This is a genomic window from Pelagerythrobacter rhizovicinus, assembly GCF_004135625.1.
Lineage (GTDB): Bacteria > Pseudomonadota > Alphaproteobacteria > Sphingomonadales > Sphingomonadaceae > Pelagerythrobacter > Pelagerythrobacter rhizovicinus.
Genome location: NZ_SDPV01000001.1, coordinates 1591874 through 1612108 on the forward strand (window position 1 = coordinate 1591874; position 20235 = coordinate 1612108).

General features: G+C 63.5%; 15 protein-coding genes and 1 riboswitch. Of the genes, 6 read left to right on the forward strand and 9 right to left on the reverse strand.

The annotated features are described in order from the left end of the window. Positions 1–19 precede the first annotated feature (19 nt). Both ETX26_RS07635 and ETX26_RS07640 read left to right on the forward strand, forming a co-directional pair. Positions 20–1054, forward strand: coding sequence for an aldo/keto reductase (locus ETX26_RS07635; protein ID WP_129524000.1), 1035 nt, complete (start codon positions 20–22; stop codon positions 1052–1054). A 15-nt stretch (positions 1055–1069) separates the two neighbouring features. Then, complete coding sequence (locus ETX26_RS07640) at positions 1070–2260, forward strand: MFS transporter (RefSeq protein ID WP_129524001.1); 1191 nt, start codon at positions 1070–1072, stop codon at positions 2258–2260. Positions 2261–2886: 626 nt separating this feature from the next. Here ETX26_RS07640 and ETX26_RS07645 read toward each other — a convergent pair. From ETX26_RS07645 to ETX26_RS07665, 5 genes are all read right to left on the reverse strand, one after another. Further along, positions 2887–4269 carry a sodium-dependent transporter gene (locus ETX26_RS07645; RefSeq protein ID WP_129524002.1) on the reverse strand — a complete coding sequence of 461 codons (1383 nt, stop codon included), beginning with the start codon at positions 4267–4269 and terminating at the stop codon, positions 2887–2889. A gap of 59 nt (positions 4270–4328) precedes the next feature. Continuing rightward, a complete protein-coding gene (locus tag ETX26_RS07650; protein WP_129524003.1) occupies positions 4329–5270 on the reverse strand; it encodes a tetratricopeptide repeat protein in 942 nt (313 codons plus the stop codon). After that, positions 5267–6334, reverse strand: a complete 1068-nt coding sequence (locus ETX26_RS07655) for a dipeptidase (protein ID WP_129524004.1) — start codon at positions 6332–6334, stop codon at positions 5267–5269. The genes ETX26_RS07650 and ETX26_RS07655 overlap by 4 nt, the downstream gene beginning before the upstream one ends. Positions 6335–6397: 63 nt before the next feature. Beyond that, complete coding sequence (locus ETX26_RS07660) at positions 6398–7024, reverse strand: helix-turn-helix domain-containing protein (protein WP_225425539.1); 627 nt, start codon at positions 7022–7024, stop codon at positions 6398–6400. Between the two features lie 166 nt (positions 7025–7190). Beyond that, on the reverse strand, positions 7191–9653 hold the full coding sequence (locus ETX26_RS07665) for a TonB-dependent receptor plug domain-containing protein (protein WP_129524005.1): 2463 nt from the start codon (positions 9651–9653) through the stop codon (positions 7191–7193). A 298-nt stretch (positions 9654–9951) separates the two neighbouring features. Between ETX26_RS07665 and ETX26_RS07670 the strand changes: the two genes are divergently transcribed. Beyond that, positions 9952–11022 (forward strand): tetratricopeptide repeat protein, encoded by a 1071-nt coding sequence (locus ETX26_RS07670; RefSeq protein WP_129524006.1) that lies wholly within the window; start codon positions 9952–9954, stop codon positions 11020–11022. A 60-nt stretch (positions 11023–11082) separates the two neighbouring features. Further along, positions 11083–12621 carry an L-piperidine-6-carboxylate dehydrogenase gene (gene amaB, locus ETX26_RS07675; RefSeq protein WP_225425540.1) on the forward strand — a complete coding sequence of 513 codons (1539 nt, stop codon included), beginning with the start codon at positions 11083–11085 and terminating at the stop codon, positions 12619–12621. Positions 12622–12929: 308 nt separating this feature from the next. Here the strand turns inward: amaB and ETX26_RS07680 are convergent, their stop codons facing one another. The 3 genes from ETX26_RS07680 to ETX26_RS07690 all read right to left on the reverse strand — a co-directional run bounded on the left by ETX26_RS07680 (position 12930) and on the right by ETX26_RS07690 (position 17643). Then, entirely contained in the window at positions 12930–14168 is a 1239-nt protein-coding gene (locus ETX26_RS07680) for a hypothetical protein (RefSeq protein WP_225425541.1), read from the reverse strand. A gap of 106 nt (positions 14169–14274) precedes the next feature. Continuing rightward, positions 14275–14480, reverse strand: a riboswitch (cobalamin riboswitch). A 109-nt stretch (positions 14481–14589) separates the two neighbouring features. Then, positions 14590–17070, reverse strand: a complete 2481-nt coding sequence (locus ETX26_RS07685) for an NAD-dependent epimerase/dehydratase family protein (RefSeq protein ID WP_129524007.1) — start codon at positions 17068–17070, stop codon at positions 14590–14592. Between the two features lie 174 nt (positions 17071–17244). After that, positions 17245–17643: a PRC-barrel domain-containing protein gene (locus ETX26_RS07690; RefSeq protein ID WP_129524008.1), complete on the reverse strand. Its 399-nt coding sequence runs from the start codon at positions 17641–17643 to the stop codon at positions 17245–17247. A gap of 178 nt (positions 17644–17821) precedes the next feature. On the opposite strand from ETX26_RS07690, the gene ETX26_RS07695 reads away from it, so the two are divergent. Together ETX26_RS07695 and ETX26_RS07700 are read left to right on the forward strand one after the other, a co-directional pair. Then, on the forward strand, positions 17822–18214 hold the full coding sequence (locus tag ETX26_RS07695) for an MbcA/ParS/Xre antitoxin family protein (RefSeq protein ID WP_129524009.1): 393 nt from the start codon (positions 17822–17824) through the stop codon (positions 18212–18214). After that, on the forward strand, positions 18211–18891 hold the full coding sequence (locus ETX26_RS07700; RefSeq protein WP_129524010.1) for an RES family NAD+ phosphorylase: 681 nt from the start codon (positions 18211–18213) through the stop codon (positions 18889–18891). The genes ETX26_RS07695 and ETX26_RS07700 overlap by 4 nt, the downstream gene beginning before the upstream one ends. 36 nt (positions 18892–18927) lie before the next feature. On the opposite strand, the gene ETX26_RS07705 is transcribed toward ETX26_RS07700, so the two are convergent. After that, entirely contained in the window at positions 18928–20220 is a 1293-nt protein-coding gene (locus tag ETX26_RS07705; RefSeq protein WP_129524011.1) for an RNA polymerase sigma factor, read from the reverse strand. Positions 20221–20235 lie beyond the last annotated feature (15 nt).

Sequence of the window (20235 nt, forward strand, 5' to 3'; positions counted from 1 at the left end):
GCAACTGACAGGATGGATCATGGAATATCGGCAACTGGGATTCTCGGGCCTGCGTGTTCCGGCGCTCAGCTTCGGAACAGGCACTTTCGGCGGGAAGGGCCCGCTATTCAGCGCCTGGGGAAGCAGCGATACGGCAGAGGCGCGGCGTCTGATCGACATCTGCCTCGAAGCTGGCGTGAACTTGTTCGACACGGCAGATGTTTACTCCAGCGGCGCATCCGAGGAGGTGCTCGGCGAAGCGATCCGCGGACGACGCGATGAAGTGCTGATCTCGACCAAGACCGGCTTGCCCATGGGCAACGGCCCGGCCGACTGGGGCGTGTCGCGCTCGCGGCTGATCGCTGCAGTTGAGGCGTCGCTCAAACGGCTCGGCACCGACTATATCGACCTGCTTCAGCTCCACGCGCTCGACGCCCATACACCGGTCGAGGAGTTGCTTGCGACGCTCGACATGCTGATCGCGCAGGGCAAGCTGCGCCACGTCGGCGTTTCCAACTATCCCGGCTGGCAGTTGATGAAAGCGCTCGCCGCGGCGAACCGGCATGGCTGGCCGCGCTTCGTCGCGCACCAGGTCTACTATTCGCTGATCGGTCGGGCTTACGAGGCCGATCTGATGCCGCTCGCGGCCGATCAGGGTGTCGGTACGCTTGTGTGGAGCCCGCTGGGCTGGGGCCGCCTCACCGGCAAGATCGGCCGCAACCGGCCAGTGCCCCCGGGTAGCCGGCTGCACGACACCGAACAGTTCGCGCCGCCGGTGACCGAAGAGCATCTCTACCGCGTGATCGATGCGATCGAGGCCGTCGCCGAAGAGACGGGCCGGACGGTGCCGCAGGTCGCGATCAACTGGCTGCTCCAGCGCCCGACCGTGTCGTCGGTGATCATCGGTGCGCGCAACGAGGAGCAACTGAGGCAGAATCTCGGTGCGGTCGGCTGGTCGCTGACACGCGAGCAGATGGCCGCCCTCGATGCGGCAAGCGACGTGCTGCCGCCTTATCCCCACACCCCCTATCGCCAGCAGGAGGGCTTTGCCCGCCTGAACCCGCCGCTGGTCTGACCTGGAAGCCCCCACATGAAACTCAATCCCCCGCTGCTCGCGCTTGCCGCGGGCGCCTTCGGCATCGGTGTAACCGAGTTCGCGCCGATGGGCCTGCTGCCAGTGATCGCCACCGATCTCGGCGTCTCGATCCCCGCCGCCGGATTGCTGGTCAGCGCCTACGCACTCGGCGTGCTTATCGGTGCGCCACTGATGACGCTGACCACCGGACGCGTGCCCCGGCGGACGCTGCTGATCGGACTTGCGGCGATCTTCACGCTCGGAAACCTCATGTCCGCAGTTGCTGATGGATACGCCATGCTCCTCACGGCACGGATCATCACCTCGCTGAACCACGGCGCCTTCTTCGGTGTCGGATCGATTGTTGCGGCGAGCCTGGTGCCGGCCGAACGCAAGGCCGCGGCGGTCGCTGCAATGTTCATGGGCCTCACAATCGCCAACGTTGTCGGCGTGCCGCTCGCCACCTGGGCGGGCGAGCATCTCGGCTGGCGGACGTCCTTTTGGGGGATCGCCAGTCTCGGCATGGTGACAGTGGCGGCGCTGCGGCTGACCCTACCGGCGATGCCCGCGCCCGCCGGCGGCGATGTCATCAGGGAGCTGCGCGTGCTGGCACGCCGCCCAGTGCTCGGCGCACTCGGCCTCACCGTGCTCGGATCAAGCGCGATGTTCACCGTGTTCACCTACATCGCACCGATCCTGCAAATCGAGACGCACGCATCCCTGGCGTTCGTGACGGCGATGCTGGTGACCTATGGCCTCGGCCTGACGGTCGGCAATTGGCTTGGTGGGAAGTTCGCCGACAAATCGGTGGACATGACTCTGATCGTGACGCTCGGCTCGCTCTCGGCGATCCTGGTCGCCTTCGCGCTATTGATGCCATTCCAGGCGCCGGTTGCCGTGCTGGTGTTTCTGTGGGGCGTAGCGAGCTTCGCGCTGGTGCCGCCACTGCAGGTGCGGGTGATGGCGGCCGCGGGGGACGCGCCGAACCTCGCCTCGTCGGTGAATATCGGAGCATTCAACCTCGGCAATGCAATCGGCGCTGCGCTGGGCGGCGCCGTGATCGCAGGCGGGTTCGGCTACCCGGCGGTCGCGCTGGCGGGCGCCGCAGCCTCGGCGCTCGGGTTGGCGGCGATTCTCTTTTCCTGGCGCGCCAAGGCCCGCTGTGCAGACCGGCTGCTCTGCGAGAGTGCGAGCCAGTGGATATAATTTCCGCAGCAAGCGAACGAGTGACCGGCAGACGCTGGGCCGCTCGCTGATTGCTAAGTCTCGATAGGCCGATGGTCCATGCCCAATCCGGTCTTTCGAGTTTGGGGCCCTCAGCCGACACGCAGCTTTCGGCGGCGTAATGGCAAAACCGAACGTCGCCAGATCTGTACTCAGCGGCCTCGTACCTAATCTGCGCCGCATTCACCTTCCCAGCAGCTGCCGGGCGTCTACGAGGCGGTCGGCTGATAGGCCGCTTTGCTGCCTAAAGCCAACAGGCCGGCCGACGGCCCGAACAAGAGGCTTCCTGCCCTGCCGCACCAGACCCAGCGCAGACGATTGCCGTGGGGCGGAGGTGTTAACGGTTGCTGGTCGTGCCGAGCGGACCGGACCCGCTCCACTAGCGACGCGCCGTCTCGTGTGAAATGTGGAGTCCGCATTCGGCCTACAGATCTTCTACGTTCCGCAAGCTCAGAGGAAAACGGATATACATCATCACGACGAGGTGGATTACATCAGCCGAACGGTTGAAGTGCCGGAAGAGGCTTGCTGCCTCGGGAAGCACGAGGGAGGTAGCCGCCCTGCCCCGCCACTACTTACCAGGTAAGCTTTGTCTGACAGAGCGCCGATCAGCCTAGCTGCGCCCAAATGAGAAGCGTCGCGATGGCGATCGGTATCACGTAGCGCATAGCAGGCAACCAGAATGCCTTCGCAATCGGGCCACCGATGGAGAGCTCTTCTGCCCAGAACCTACGGTTGGCGAACCATCCAGTGAATATGGCTGTCAGCAGGGATCCCACCGGCAACAGCACATTCACCGCGATATAGTCTTGGACAACATAGATTGTGCTCTCGGCGAAGGGTGCGAAGACCGATAGTGGATAGACGCCGGCCCATTCGTTGAAAGACAGGACCGTGCCGAGACTGGCCACGAACACGAGAAGGCCCAACATCGCAGTCGCCGCGGGAAGGCGCATACCGAGCACCGCGCGCACGCGCTTCGCAAGCGGCTCCAGCAATCCGACACACGATGTGATGGCCGCGATGAAGAGGAGGAAGAAGAAGGCGAGGCCGACCAGTTCCCCCGCCGGCATCGCGCCGAAGGCGACCGGAAGAGTCTCGAAAACGAGACCCGGGCCCGAAGTCACCTCAAGTCCGTAGAGAAACACGAACGGAAATATCGTCAGACCTGCGACCAGCGCGACAGCGGTGTCGGCAGCAACGATTATTGCCGCGGTCGAGCCTATCGAAACATCCTCTTCCAGATAGGAACCGAAGCTGACCATCGTGCCGAATCCGACGCCCACCGAAAAGAACGCCTGCCCCACCGCCATTGCGATTACCGCGCCGTCGATCTTCGAGAAGTCGGGCACGAAGAGAAAGCGCATCGCGCTTGCCGCATCGCCGACCAACAAGGCGTATCCTGCAAACAGCACCAGACCGACGAAGAACAGCGGCATCAGGATGCCCGTCACCTTCTCGATACCTCCCTGCAGTCCGCGGCCGACCGCAAGCCCCGTGACGCCGATCGTGATCGCTCCCCAGACGATCATCCGCCAGGGACTGTCCATAAGCGACTGGAAGACAGCCGTTGAATCCTGCCTCCCAATCCCAGCGAAAGTGCCGGTCGTGGCCCGAACCATGTAGTCGAGCGTCCAGCCGGCGATGACCACGTAGTACGACAGGATGGCGAAAGTCGCGAGAAGGGCGAGTTTGCCGATCCAGCCCCAGCGTTCGCTGGCGCCGCTTTTGGCCGCAACCGCCTGCAGCGAACCGACCACACCCCTTTTCCCGCGGCGTCCCAGCATCAGCTCGGCCATGACCAGCGGGAGCCCTATCCCGAAGGCGCACGCAAGATAGACCAGTATGAAGGCGGCGCCCCCGTTCTCGCCGGTCAGATAGGGAAAGCGCCAGATATTCCCGAGGCCGACGGAGAACCCGCTTGCCGCAAATATCAGCGCCAGGCGCGAAGACCAGCGGAACTGGGGTTGGATCTCGGAAGACGTGGTCATAGCGAAATCTCTCGGTTCGCTTCGGTCGGGGGATCGCAGCGGCGGCGGTGAGCCCCGGCCTAGGGCGCAATCCAGCGATCGGGGGCCGTCAGTTCGACCTCTGCCGGCCAGAATCCCTGGGGGCTCTCGTCGACTATCCGTCGCAAGAGTTGAGCGGCAGCATCCTCGTTGCCGGAAAAGCGCAGCTCCATGGCCAGGGCAAACTTGACGAGAGCGCTGTCTCTATCGGTGACTTCTGCCCGCTGAACCCTCCCCTGCATCAACTGCACCGCGCGATGATAGTCCGCGTTCTCGGTCAGGGCGAGGTCTGCCGGAATCTCGGACACTGCGCGACGGGCCGCCGCATGGTTGCCCATCTTCCTGTATGCCAGATAGGTCCAGTACGCGGTGGGAGGGAGCATATCGTCGCGCGCGAACGCGGGCACGAGACCGAAGGCGCGCGCCATACCCTCGACCACCCGGTTATAGTCGCCGACCGCAAAGCTCGTCTGGGCATGGTAGTATATGATGTTCGATTTATAGGTCCCCAATGTGAGACCCAGCGCATTCGGCAATCCGTCCGGTTCGAAAACGTCGGGCTTGCCGCTCATCAGCTCCATCGCCCGTTCGTAGTCGGCCAGCCCAAGCGCGAATTGCCGGACCCGTGTCAGGTGGCGGCCGCGATAGCGAAGCAGCCGATAGCTGTCGGGAAAGGCGGTCAGCCCGCGCGTGAACACGTCGATCGCCTCGCAGAAGCGACCTGCGTAGCCCAGCCTGCGGCCCAGCCAGAAGAAGCTTTCCTCCCGATCAGGCGCGATTTCGAGCGCAGACCGGGCGATCGCGATATCTTGTTCCAGGCGCTTGCGAACCGGCGGGGAGAAGTCCGGTTCGCGCAACGGTGTGCCAATTAGCGTTTCGTCGCAGTACCCCGCCGCGGCGGTGTCGCCCGGAACATTGCCCTGTGCGGCCGCGGGTATCGACAGGAACAGGGCAGCACCAAGAATGCGCAAAGGGGCCATCATCCGACCACCTCGCTGTAGAGGCGATGAAGATTGCCGCCCATTACCTTGTCTGCGGCGGCGGCGCCGTGGCCCAGCTTGCGCACCCCATCCCAGACGACTTCCATCCGTCGGGGCCCATTAAGCTCATCGATAAAAAGGGGCCAATCTGCCGGATTGAAATTGGCGCCCTCTTCCCGCTTCAGTTCCGCCAGATATTCATCGGTCATTTCGATGCGCCGGTGATCGCGGTCGCTTCCGATTGCGACGTGATCGACGCCTGCGACCCGTATGGCATGATCTATGTGGCGAAAGTAATCGGCCAGCGCGCCCTGCCGCTTTTCGGTCAGGAAGGGGCGTATCTGGCAAATACCGACAACACCCCCTTTCTCTGCCAGGAGCCGCAGATTGTCGTCGGTCGTATTCCGCTCGCTCGCATGCACCGCCATACAGCCCGTGTGCGATATGATAGCGGGAGCTTTCGAATGCGCGATTGCATCGGCCATCGTCTGCATGTTCGCATGTGAAAGGTCGATCAGCATCCCTGTCGCATTCATCCGCTCGACGAGAGCGCGCCCGAAGACGGTCAGGCCGTTCGTCCCCAGCTCCTTGCACCCGGAGCCCGCCCAGTTCTGATGATTGTACGTGATCTGTGCAGTTCGAACGCCAAGGTTGTAGAACAGATCGACGTTGTCGAGTTCGACGCCGAAATGGGTACTGTTCTGAAAAAGGTAGAAGATCGCGATCTGCCCGCTCTCCCGCGCCAGTGCGAGATCCGCCACACTGGTGGCTTTACAGAAAAGAGCCGGATGACGGGCGATGTGGCGGTCATGGGCGAGCACTGCCTCCATCGCCAGATCATAGGCGGCCTCGCCCATGGGCTTCGGATCGCATAGCGTGACAGCGATCGCATCGAGGCCGCTTGCGTGCATCTCTCGAACAAGCTCGGGCGTGTACGAGAAGCGCACCTCGCCCATCGCGTCGAATGTCAAAGGCCGCTTCGTGCCGGGCGCCGCCGCGTGCCCCGCCCCGGCCAGACCGATCGCACCGAGCGCGAGGCCCGAACCAAGGAATGTTCGACGCTCCATACATCATCCCCCCCTTTTCCTTGAGGAAGGATATGGCGTATCGGAAAAATTATAGCAAGTCCGCTATTCGCCCGTGTTGATCCACATCACCACGGCGTCTTTCTCGCTCGTGGAATAGCAGACGTGGCGCATGCTGGCGTCGATATAGATGCTGTCGCCGGGTCCCAGAGCGACCGGCTCGTAATGTTCGGTGCAAAAGCGCACTTCCCCTTCGAGAACGTACAGAAACTCCTCGCCCTCATGGCTGGCCCACTCGGAAAATTCGTCGACGCTCCGGGCCTTGATCGAGCTGATGAACGGCAGGATCTTCTTATGGCTCAACTCCGAGGCCAGCAGACGGTGCCGGTACACCGGCGTTTCCATCATCCGGCCTTCGCTTTTCAGGGTAACACTCCGACGGCTACCCGGGCGGTGTCCGCTATCCGTCGCGAACAGCTCCGTGATATCGATGTCGAAGCCGTGCGCCAGCTTCTGCACGACGTCGAAAGTCGGCGACATCTGGTCATTCTCGATCTTCGACAAGGTCGAAGCGGCGAGCGAGGTAAGCCGTCCCGCCTCCTCTAGCGTCAGCTTGCGCTCGCGGCGCAACTGCCGGATGCGGTCTCCGAGATGGAACGACGTTCCGCGCCGGCGGCGAGGGCCGCGAAGCTCCTCGAGATAATCTGTCGGGCCTATCTTGGTAGCAGTCAAAATAGCCTCCGCATCTCCATCTTTCCCGCGCCGATCACAGCGAGCCCAGGTGGCCCCACTCGATCTTGGAGCCCACCCAGCATGAGCAGAAAATTCCCCGATCGGCAAGGCAGGCCTGCAATCAGCAAGGCCCGCCAAGCCGACCGGGGCTCAGCTCTAAACAGGATCAAAAATCGATCTTGGCATTCAAATAGTAGAAACCGCCACTCACGCCAAAGACACTGTGATTGTCATAGATCAGCCCGACCGCCTTAAGGGCTTCCCCGCGATCGGGGGGAAACTTGTTGAATATATTTCTGGCGCCGATGCTGAGATCTACGTTGTCGATCCCCGAATAGGTTATTTCGGCATCGAACAGCATCGCGGGTTCCCGATCGAGAAAATCATCGCCATTCCGCCGTTTCCAGCTACCGTAGTAATTTGCCCGCGCCATCAGATTGAAGTCGCCAAGCCGATTGTTGGCGGTGAGGTTGCCACGCCACCGCGGAAGGCCGCGCTCGAACTCGATCACGGTCCCGGGGCCGAAGAAAGAGGACGGGTCCGTGCGAAGTTTCTGTTCGTTATAGTTTACGGCGAGGCTGAGGTTGGTGGAACCCTCGTCCCCCCAGTCGAAGCCGTACGTCGAGACAAGATCGAAACCTCTCACGCGCGTATCGAGCTTGTTCTGGAAGAACCGGACCTGTTCGACCGAAGCGCCGTTGGGAAATCCGATCGCCTCCAGCTGAGCCCTCTGTGCGGGCGTGGTCGCGATGGGCGGCGTCAACAGCAGTCTGTCGTCGACGTCGATCTGATAGAAATCGAGTGTCGTCGTGAAGCCGCTATCGGCGGTCACCACCACACCGGCCGACATGTTGAAGGAGGTTTCCGGCTTGAGCTGATCGGAGCCGAAGATCTGCGCAGCAGGCGAACCAGGAATAAGAACCGCGTCGAGAATGAACTCGTTCTGCGCATTGATCTGCGAGGTCTGGCTCGTTCCGAAGAGCTGGCCGGCGGCCGGCGCGCGGAAGCCCGTGCTGATCGACCCGCGCAGCGCCAGGAGGTCCGACAACTCGAGCCTCGACGCCGCCTTGTAGCTGAAGTTGCTGCCGAACTCTTCGTAATCCTCGTAACGACCGGCAAGGCCAACATTGAAGCTTTCGGTCACATCGATGTCCGTCTCGGCGAACACAGCATAGCTGCTGGAGGTGAATTCACCGGCAATATCCGGGCTGAAGCCCTGGAAGCCATTCGATCCCACAGGAAGGTCGCGAAGCGGTCCTACAGCGTAGGACGCCTCATCGCCGGCGGTGATCTTGTAGGTTTCCTTGCGGTAGCTGACGCCGCCGAACACCAGAATGTCGCTGGCGAAAACGTCGTTCGCGATCTCATAGGACACCTCGCCGTCGAACTGCACTTCGCGCTGCGTCAGGCTGCCGGGCTTGAAGCGCGTCGGCGAAGCGGCGCCGAGCGAGGGATTGATAGTATTGTAGATCGTGTAGTCGACGACATTGTTGCCGAGACGGGCGGAGATGTCCCAGTTGAACGCGCCTTCGCGATCTCTCAGCCCGCCCACGATGCTGAAATCCTCGGTTTCACCCGCGAACTCCGGCGTAAAGCCGCCGGGATAGATGGTGCGCAGGTCGAACGTCTCCGGATACGCAGGCGCATTGTCGAATGCGGAATCCGCGAAGGTCGAGTGTGCCGGCAAGCCGCCCGCCGCCATCGACTGGCGATAGAAGAAAGTAACGGAACTGTCGGCCTTCATGAAGTTGCCGAAGGTATAGGCCTCGACATCGCCGCCCAGGCCGATCCCCGCGTTCCAGACCGTTTTCACCGCTTCATAGAACGGCTCCCCGTTTCCAGCGGTGTGAACGGGAACGTCCTCCACGCCCATCGCCCGCAGCGCCTCGGCGCCGACGTTCTTTCCGCCAAGCCAGGTCTTGTCCTGATGCGTATACTGACCACTGATGTTGAGGTAGCCGGTATCGCCGAGACCGAAGGCCAGATGGCCTTGCACGTCGTACGTCTCGCCGCCGACGTCGTAGTATTTGCCCGCCTGCGCCATCACCGAGCCGCCGCTGGTGTCGTCTTTCAGGGTGACGTTGACCACGCCGGCTATCGCGTCGGAGCCATACTGCGCCGATGCGCCGTCGCGCAGAACCTCGACGCTTTCGAACGCGATCGGGGGAATGACGTTGAAGTCCTGCCCCTGCGAGCCGGAGGTGGTCGCGTGACCGGTTCCGATCTGGACGATCGCCGCGCGATGCCGCCGCTTCCCGTTGAGCAGCAGGAGAACGTGGTCCGGCGGCGAGCCGCGAAGGGTCACCGGGCGCACGAACGATGAACCGTCATTGCCCTGCAGGCGCTTGACGTTGAAAGCCGGCACGAGAGTACGCAGAGCGTCGTTCAGGTCGCTGTATCCGGTCGTACTGATGGCTTCGGGTGCAATAACGTCGACAGCAACCGAACTGTCGGTGATCGTTCGGTCCTTCCGCCGCGATCCGATGACGGTTATCGGCGCGCCGATGGTGGCATTGTCTGCGGATGTGGAATCGTCGTTTGCTGTCGCGTCTTGCGCAATGGCGCCGGTTGGGACGGTGACCGCCGCGATCATCGTCGGCAGGACCAGTTTGGACAGTAGCTTAGCCATTATACCCCTCCATTAAACGGCATGCGGGCGGAGATCGGGTTTCGATCGGCGTCCGCGATCTGCCATATTTCCTATCAGCAATATTTTTATGGGTCTACACTCAATTTTCGCATCGGGGCGTGATCCCGCGTTGGTCGGAGAATGAGGGGGCCAAGCTCATCTGCATGCCTACGCTATAACGCACACAATTTTTCGAGTATTTATAGGAAGATGCAATCTAACCTGCCAGCCTCGCACAGCCCTAACCGTTGATGGAGAGAATTTTCCTATATGCAATTTCCTTCACACCTGTATGCTCATGGGACGCGACCGGGATGCACCACGCCGCGTTCCCGGTCACAGAGATTACGAACAGCCGGAGGGAAATATGAGATCAGGTTTGTTGAATTTGGCGCTGGTCGCAGGCTTGCTGGTCGCAGCGCCCGCGGTGGCCCAAACCGATGGCAGCTTCCAAGGCACCTCGTTGCTGGGCGAACGTATGGTCACCCCGCACAACGGCAACAAGAACGTCGGCGACCCTGCACTGCTCGCGCGGGCGGCCGCCGACGCGAAAGCAGCGTTCGATGCGAACATGACGATCGATACGGCCACCTGGTACGGTCGTGTGCTCTTCTACCAGGGCTACGCACGCGAATCCGCCGATGTGTATCGCCAGGCGCTGAAGAAATATCCCGATTCGCCCAAGCTCCTGCGCCATCTGGCCCATCGGCAGTTTTCCTTGCGCGATTTCGACGCTTCCATCGAAACGGGGCTGCGGGCTGCAAAGCTATACGAAGGTTTGCCGCTCGAACGCGAGAAGCTGGGGCCGGATTACTTCCCAAGTACGCCCGACATCGTGCAGTATTATCTCTACTATCATCTCGGCCAGGCCTATTTCGCCAAGCACGATTTCGACAATGCCGCCAAATGGTTCGCAAGATCCTCGCAAGCGGCAGCATTGGGATTTGATCCCGAAGCGCGCACGGCGAACACCTATTGGGAGTTTCTCTCGCTGGCGCGAGGGGGGCGCATGGCGGAAGCCCGCAAGGTACTCGACGACTACGATCTGACGCTGTTCCAGGTTCATCCCGAAGGAGGCTCGGACAATTATTTTGACGGTATCCAGCTCTACAAGGGGCACCGTGACGCAAAGTCGTTCTTTACCAATCAGGACAGTGGACGCCCCTTCGCTGATGCTGACGGCATGGCCGCCTCGACCGCGTACAGCCTAGCCAACTACTATATGCTCCGCGGAGAGCGCGACGCCGCGCGCACCTGGCTGAAGCGCGCGATCAATGTCGATAGCTGGAGCTATTTCGCACGCATACAGGCGGAGGCCGACTGGGCCGCCCTGTTCCCCGGCGAGGATTACCGCCTCGACGCACAGTAGATCGATTGAAAATTTCTACGGCGGGCGCTCTGGAACAGCGCCCGCCGCGAGCATCCGAAAATGCTCGAAGGGGAACAACTGAATATGACGAATCACGAGTACAGGGTTGCATTTGCCGCTGCCGGGATTGGCGATGCGGAAATCGAGGCGGGCGATCTCGCGGTGACCACGCCGGTCGACGGCACGGTCATCGCCCATGTCGCCACCTGCGGATCATCCGATCTGAAGGACATGATCGAGAGGGCCCACCGAGCGTTCGAAGCGTGGCGTATGGTGCCCGCGCCGCGCCGCGGCGAATGGGTGCGGTTGCTGGGTGAGACGCTGCGCGAGGAGAAGGAGACGCTTGCACGCATCGTGACGCTCGATTGCGGCAAGGTCCTGCAGGAAGCCCGGGGCGAAGTGCAGGAAATGATCGACATCTGCGACTTTGCGGTCGGCCTCTCCCGGCAACTATACGGCCGGACCATCGCTTCCGAGCGCCCGGGCCACCGGATGCTCGAAGCGTGGCACCCCCTTGGCCCCGTCGCAGTGATATCGGCCTTCAATTTTCCGGTGGCAGTGTGGAGCTGGAACGCGGCCCTTGCGGTCGCGTGCGGCAATCCGGTCATCTGGAAGCCTTCGGAGAGGACGCCTCTCACGGCAATGGCCGTGCAGAAGATCTGCGATCAGGTAAGTTCTGCCTTTGGAGACGATGCTCCCCCGGGCCTGTGCCAGATAGCCGTCGGAGGCCCTGATCTCGGTGAAGAGCTGGCGCGAAACCAGCGTATTCCGCTTGTGTCGGCAACCGGCTCAACCCGCATGGGACGTCAGGTTGCCGGCACCGTCGCCGCGCGCTTTGGACGATCGATCCTGGAACTGGGGGGCAACAACGCCATGATCGTGACCCCGGCGGCGGACCTCGATCTTGCCGTCCGCGCAATCGTGTTCTCGGCCGTCGGAACGGCCGGCCAGCGCTGTACGAGTCTGCGACGGCTGATCGTACATGAGGATATCTACGACGCGCTTGTTCCACGTGTTCGCGAAGCCTACCGCAAGGTGCCGATAGGCAGCCCTTTTGAGGAGGGAACTCTTCTTGGGCCGCTCTACGATCGAGATGCGCGGGATGCCATGCGTAGCGCACTCGAGACAGCTCACCGCGAAGGCGGAATCGTCTCGGGGGGAGAACCCGCCTTGCTCGACCGGTATCCGGACGCGGCCTATGTCACGCCCGCGATCGTCGAAATGCCGGCGCAAAGCACCCTCGTGGCCACGGAGACTTTCGCCCCGATTCTCTACGTCCTCAAATACCGCGAGTTCGATGAAGCGATCGCGCTCCAGAACGGGGTCCCGCAGGGATTGTCGTCGGCCATCATGTCCACCGATCTGCGTGAAACCGAACGATTCCTTGCGGCGGCAGGATCGGATTGCGGCATCGCTAATGTCAACATCGGTCCATCAGGAGCTGAAATCGGAGGCGCATTCGGAGGGGAAAAGGAAACCGGGGGAGGTCGCGAGAGCGGTTCGGATGCCTGGAAGAGCTATATGCGACGTCAAACCACCACCATCAATTACTCGACTGATCTGCCGCTGGCACAGGGCGTAACGTTCAAACCGGACTGACCCCATCGGAACGACGGCAGTATTCTGCCACCAGCATATTCTCAGTGAGGTCCTGCCTTCGACAGACACTCGACATGATCTGATTATCCTGGCTGGATTCAGCTGGAGCGACTCCTGTCCACCGCCGATTGCATCATAAAATTGATGTCTGATCTGGCGGCGAGCGTCAGATCCGGCACCGCCTGTCTTCGATCTGCGGGAGATGCCGGGACGTGCAAGCGTCATCGGAATGCATCAGGGCCGCGCCGGCACCGGTTGTGGAACACGTCTCAACGACAGCCGGCGCCACCACAGCAACCAACCGGTAATCACCAGGGTGGTGCAGCGCGCGAGCGGACGGCAGGATCGTGGATGCGGGCGGACAGGCGGCGGGCCGCGGCGGCCCGTTCGGCGGCCGCCAGCTCATCGGCGACGGTTTCGGGGCCGTGGTTCAGCGCACGCTTGAGCAGGTCGAGCTCCTCGATCTTCTGCACCGCAAACGCGAGCCATTGCCGCACTTCGTCGTCCAGTTTCGTTTCGAGAGCGAGATCGACCGGCACGTGGAGCAACGAACATGAAGGAGCGAGCACGAGATCGCGCGCCGCCGCAACCGGGGCGAGCCGGTCGAGCACAGTTGATATATCCGTGCGCCATACGTTGCGCCCGTCGACAACTCCCAGCGACAGAAGGCGGTCTTTCGGCACCGCCTCGACCACTGCGTCGAGTTGATCGGGCGCCCGGACGAGATCGATGTGGAGCCCGGCGACCGGAAGCGATGCTGTCAGCCGGAGATTGTCTCCCAGGCCCCCGAAATAGGTCGTCAACATCAGCTTCGGGCCGGCAACCGCCAGCCTGGCATAGGCCCGCGTGAACGCGCGCCGCTGGCGCTCGGTGAGGTCGGTCACGAGGATCGGCTCGTCGACCTGCACCCACGCAGCCCCCGCCTGTGCAAGCAATCCGAGCAGGGTAGCATAGTGCCCGAGAACGTCGTCTAGGAGATTGAGCGGATCGACATCGTGGCCCTTGGCGAGGCTCAGCCAAGTGATTGGGCCGAGCAGCACCGGCCGCGTCTCGAACCCCTGCGCCCTGGCTTCGCGGTATTCCTCGAGCGGCTTGAGATGGCTGAGCTGAAGCGCGCAGCCGGGCTCGATCTCGGGCACGATGAAGTGGTAGTTGGTGTCGAACCATTTGGTCATTTCGCCGGCGGTGACGCTTGCCTGCGCATTGCCGCAGCACTCCGCCGGGCCGGCAGCGCCTCTGGCCATTGCGAAATAGGTCTCCAGTCCGGCAGTATCACTGCTGGCGGCGCCGTAGCGCGCCGGAATCGCACCGAGCATGATGCTGGTGTCGAGCACGTGATCGTAGAGCGAGAAGTCGTTTGAGGGCAGCCAGTCGGCGCCCAGCCCGTTCTGCCGGGCCCAGTTGGCAGTACGCAGGCTGGCGGCCGTCTCCTCAAGCTCCGTTCGGGACAACGTCCCGGCCCAGAACTTCTCGAGTGCGAACTTGAGTTCGCGGCGCGGGCCGATACGCGGAAATCCAAGCGTGGCAAGGGTTACGGTCATCTTCATAGAACCCCGATGAAGGCGGGGCGACCGATCGGCACGCGCGCCGGACGCGCAGCGATAGATCTGGCCGCGCGCCATGCAAGCGGCCAGACCGGGCACCCCGCCGGTGGACGTTATCGCGTCGGAGGCAGGTCTCCTGGCTCGCGGTTCATCGCAAACGGTCAGGCCTTCCCGGCGGAAGTTCCGCCAGTGACACATCTTGACCGCCTGCTCGCCGCTTACAGTTGCGGGGGCAGCGCCGGCATTGCACCGGCTTCCCATCTTAGCTTCGCGCCGGCAGGCACCGTCGCGAAGAACCTCGACACACGCTTACTCGGGGTTCTGCGGCGCCGGGTCAAGCATAATATAAAGGAATCTTTATATCTCAGGATTCGACCTGCGAAGACTGGAGCAAGGCCGCAGTCCGGCACCAGGCCGGCCAGGATCAGCGAATGAACCTGCTCCAGTTTCCGTATTCGTTGCGAATGGCGCCTCGCCGGATCGAGAGCGCGATGAGCGCCACGCCGCACGCGATGCTTGCCACCGCGCCTTCCGTGTTCGTGGCCCAAAGCCACGGCGTCACGAAGAGCGTCGCACCGAGAGGCACCAGGAGCCAGCGTATCACGCGGGCCACCTCTGCCGCAGCGACGGAGACCACGGTCAGCACGAGCGCGCCGATCAGGTGGTCGGCGTTCGCCATGCCCCCTTCCGCTCCGAGCGTCAGGCGCGTGAACATGAGCCACACACCGATTGCCGCGCACAGGGCCAGGTTCCAGGGCAGGTTCACTCCGCCCGAGACCATGTCGCGTACGATCTCCCCCAAAGGCGCGCCGAACTCATCTTCCCTCCGCTCGGCTGCCGCGCAGTTCGTACCGGGCTCGTCGGTGTCGCCCTTGAACAACACTGTCAGCCAGTTCCTTCCCGCGCGGGCGCGGCGGACCAAGAACTGGACCGAGGCGAGCAGCTCGTCGAGCGAATAGGGGATCTGGATCAGCATCGCCGCCGCCGCGATCAGAGTCAGCGTACTCCAGGTGCCGATCACGATTCGCTGGATGATGATGAACGAGATCGACACGATGCCCAGCGGCACGATCAGGATGCCGAACAGGATGACCATCCATGGCATCGTGCGCCAGCGCACGCGCGAACCAATGGCGCCCGTGACGATCTCGATCGCGTAGACCACAGCGCCCAGGCCCGCATCGGGAACGGGAAAGGCTTCGGAGACGTCCGAGGTGATGATTTCCTCGGTGCCGTTCTGCGGGTCTGCCGGCGACCCTGCGAAGAACGGCTCCCACACGCCAGGGATCTGGTCCATTTGATAGGCCGCGAGCCAGCGCGAGATGTAGAGGCCCAGCACCGCGAACGCGACGATCGGCAAGCGCTGACGCCAGGTCGAGGGGTTGTAGTTCCATCCGGGCGGCATATCGGGACCGGTCTGCGCAGCGACCGGTGAGACGCCCGGCTGGGGCCTTGTGGCGACCGAAAGGGCGAAGACCAGCATCCCCACGAGGGTATCCGACAGGTAGGCGGCCGCATTGGGAGTCCAGAAAAGCAAGGGCCCTGCCATGATCAGCATCCCGATCGCAGCACTGACCCAGCGCGCCCACTGCAACCGCGCCGACAGCGACAAGCTGGCAAAGACGATCAGGGCGGCACCAAGCGCGCTCTCGAGCAGCGCCAGCCCGGGCTCCACCACATTGATCATCGGCGGCTGGACCAGCAGCCATGCCCCCAGGCCGATGTTCACGAAATGAGCCCAGCGGAATCGAGCGTGCTCGCGGCGAACGAAGCTCTCATGTCGGCCACGCAGCTCGGTAGGGTCGCAGCCAAGCTCTGCCGCCTCGTCGAGCCAGTCGGGAGGCGTGATGCCGTTGGCCCGGTACCATGCGAGCGGATCGCGCTTGAGCTTCGCGATCATCGCCGGAAGCTCGTACTTGAGCCTGTGTCGCGGTTCCCACCCGAGCAGCGCACGCGCCCGCGAGATGTCGAGCGCGTAGTGATCATCGGCCATGCGTACCATGAACGGCTTGATGAAGGGCTGTTCGCCCTTGTCGATCATGTCGGGAATGACCGGTTCCAGCTTGTCCTGCGCCCATGCCCCCGCCGCTGCAACGGGCTTGGGGAGGCGCAGCACGGGCCAGTCGTCCTGCCCGTGGATCAGATAGCCGATCTCGTCCTGCAACGGGTCATACCCGATCGCTTCGGCTTCGCCGATCAGCAGCGCCGTTCGGCGCGGAAGGTCCGCCCGGCGATCGACCGTGCGGCGCACGGCCTCGATCATGTCCTGCCGGTGCAGCATCGACTGCCCGGCGTCCCGCCGGCCGGAATAGAAATAGCTCTGGAAGTCACGTTCGTAGACCCGCGCGATCTGCTGCGCGAGCGTGGGAACCATCGTCTCCTCGTCGTAAACGCCTGCGAGGCGGAGGATCGCAACGGGGATGTCGCCGGCCTCCTCCTCGATCACCCGCTCCGCCTCGGCCTTGGAGCGCGGATAGGCCCATTGCGGATCGATCGGCCAGTCCTCGTCGATAACCTTACCCGGCACCCCGGGCCGATGGACCAGCATCGTGCTGGCATGGAGGAACTGTCCGACCTCGAACGCGCTGAGCGCGCGAAGCAGGTGACGCGTGCCCTCGACGTTCAGCTTGCGGTACAGCGGGTGCTCCTCGCCCGTGAAGTCGAAGTAGGCGGCGAGATGGATGACGCTGGCGATGGTCTCGCCGTACCGCTCCCGGACTTCCTCCAAGGCGTCCTCGACAGCCTCGGCCGAGGTGAGATCCGCCTCGATGATCGGGAAAGGATCGTCCTCCGCCGCACGGTCGAGGCCGACGACGGTGTAGTCGTCCTGAAGAGCGGCAGCGATGGATTTCCCGAGGTTGCCTGCCGCACCCGTGATAAGCACCAGTGGTTTGGCGCGGCTCATGCCGGCTCTCCAATGGCTCTCCTGTCGCGTTTCTCGCGAGTGCGCATCGCGCCCTTCCGGCTGAGGCAATCTTTCGCGGCACTGGATCAGGCGCGCCAGTGCCCATTTCTCCCGAGTCCAATGGCTCCGCCGGACGTTCGTTCCGGTCCTGCGGACAGGCGCGAAGTGGCGATCCTACCAGTACGGCATGGCGCCGTGTGCGCCGTAGTAATCGTAGATGGTGGAGCCGTAGGTCCGGTGATCGGGCCCCCCGAGCAGCCGTATTTCCTGCGCCTCGTAGTGCGGCGCATCCTTCAGCATCTCGGCGGTGAGCGGCACGACATAGCCGTCGCGCTCCAAGTCATAGTCAAGCAATGGCCACGGGACCGGATGAAATCTGGCTCCGATGCCGAGGAACCCGCCGAACGACATGATTGCGTAGACGGTCTTGCCGCTCTTCTTCTCGATCGAAAGGTCGTCGACATGGCCGAGCCGGTTCCCTGCCCGGTCGAATACCGGTGTCCCGGTGACGCGGCTTGAAAAAATAAGTGGATGATGGAGGTCCCGTGGCGCCTCCTGCGCTGTCTCGGGCATGAGGTGTTCTCCTGGCTTAGTCGCACCGGATAAACGCGCGAGGCACTCGTGAGGTCCATGGCTCGCTTCGACGGCAGCCCCGGGGCTTGCAGGCGTTCCAGGTCGATTGTTCATTTTCTGCACTTTCATTGACATTGGGTCAGGAGATAAACATATCTCTCGTGAAAGGAGATCGCCGATGGCCAAGGCCTCGATCGTCAGGGCGCGGGATCGCAGGAATCTCACCGGACCTGCCCTGCGGACATTCTTTCGGATCGCGGACGCCTGGGGGCTTCGGGAGCAGGAGCAGATGCGTCTGCTGGGGCTCGAAAGCCGGTCCACCTTCCAGTCGTGGAAGCGTGGGGCCGTGGCGGCTATCCCCAGAGATGCCCTGGAACGCATCTCCTACGTGATGGGGATCTACAAGGGCCTGCGGATTCTCCTGCCCCGAACGGCCGACGAATGGGTACGCAAGCCTAACAAGGCCCCCATATTCGGCGGGCGTTCGGCGCTTGAGCGGATGACTTCCGGCAATGTCGCCGACCTCTACGTTGTGCGTCAGTATGTCGACGCGCAGCGCGGCTGGCGGTGAACATTCCCGTCAGTGCCGTTCGGTGGCGCCCCTGCTACCGGATCATCCCGAGCCGCTTCCCGCCAATCGCAGTGTTCGAGGAGGTTGCAGACCCGGAAGACCTGGAGGCGGTGTTCGAGATCGAGGCGATCACCAACGACCGGCTTCGCGAGGAAGCGGGCGATCTCGCGCTCGTGCCGGCCGAAGACCGCGTCGCGGGCCCCGGAACCTCGGCAATCATGGCCTCCTTCACGCACCTGAACCCCGCCGGCAGCCGTTTCACCGACGGCACCTTCGGCGTCTTCTATGCCAGCCGCACGATCGAGACGGCGATCGCCGAAACCCGCTACCATCGCGCCGCTTTCATGGCAGCGACGGACGAGCCGGCGCAGGATCTCGACATGCGAGTCTACACGGTCGAACTCGACGCGCACCTGCACGACATACGCGGGATGCGCGAAAGTCACCCGGCGTATTATCACCCGACCAGCTACGCCGCATCGCAAGAGCTTGCCGCCGGGCTGCGCGACACAGGCTCCGACGGTATCGTCTACCTTAGCGTTCGTGATGAGGCGGGCGAATGCGCCGCGGTGTTCCGGCCAAGGCTTTTGTCGAACTGTCGCCAGGAACGGCACCTCTGCTACGTCTGGGACGGCCGCGCGATCACGCAGATCTACGAGAAGAGGGACTTCAGCTGACCCTCGGCGCGGAGGCTCGGCCGGTGGGGGAAGCGCTCACTCCACTCGCGGGGCGCCCGGTGAGCCCGGCGGCGTGCAGGCCCGCACCCGCTCGAGGAGAAACGCTCGCTCGCGGGCATTGCGGGTGAGCCCCGCCGCAATCTCGAACTGGCGCCTGGCTTCCGGCAGCCGGCCCGCCCGGAACAGGAAATCGCCCTTCGCGGCAGGCAGGGGCGCATAGTTCCGCAGGGCTGCGGCGCCGGAGATCTCGTCGATCATCCGCAGCCCGGCTTCGGGGCCGTAGGCCATGCTGCACGCCACCGCCCGATTGAGGTCGATCACGGGTGAGGGTGCGACCTGGCGCAGGCGGTCGTAGAGGGCGGCAATGCGCTTCCAGTCGGTGTCACCGGCGGCGCGGGCACGCGCGTGGCAGGCGGCGAGCGCCGCTTGCAGGGCGTAAGGGCCGTCGGCGCCGCCGAGCGCCTCCGCACGGGCAAGCGCGGCAAGGCCGCGGCGGATGAGCAGCTGGTCCCATCGGGCGCGGTTCTGCTTGGTCAGCGGGACGAATCCGCCGTCGGGCGCGCTACGCGCGGAGAGCCGCGAGGCCTGCAGTTCCATCAACGCGAGCAGGCCGAGGACTTCCGGTTCGTCGGGCATCAGCCCGGCCAGGATCCGCCCCAGCCGCTGCGCCTCCGCGCAGAGCGCCGGGCGAACGAGATCGTCGCCGCTAGTCGCCGCGTAACCTTCGTTGAAGATCAGATAGATGACCTCGAGCACCGAAGCGAGCCGCCCCGCACGCTCGCGGCCGCGCGGCACCTCGAACGCCAGTCCCGCCTCGCCGATCGCCTTCTTCGCGCGCACGATCCGCTGCGCGATCGTCGCTTCGCTGGAGAGGAACGAGCGTGCGATCTCCTCCGTCGTCAGGCCTCCAACCAGCCTTAGCGTCAGTGCGGCGCGCCCGTCCGGAGAGATTGCCGGATGGCACGCGGTGAAGATCAGGCCGAGCAGTTCGTCGCCCAGGTCGTCGTCCATTTCCGCCTCGAGTGCTTCGATCGGGGCGTGGCGCCCATCGTCGAGCTCGCGTGCGATTTCCGCATGCTTGCGCTCGAGCATCTGCTCACGACGCCGTCCATCGATCGCCCGGCGCTTGGCGACCGCCATCAGCCAGGCCCCGGGATTGCGCGGAACGCCGCCGTTCGGCCAGTCGGTCAGCGCCGCCAGCAGTGCATCCTGGGCCAGCTCTTCCGCCCGGTCCACGTCGCACGTGTACCGCGCCAGGCCCGCAACGAGCCTGGCCCGCTCGATCCGGAAGACCGCTTCGATCGTCCGATGCGTTTCGCCCGCCGCCATACCTGCCTTCTTCCG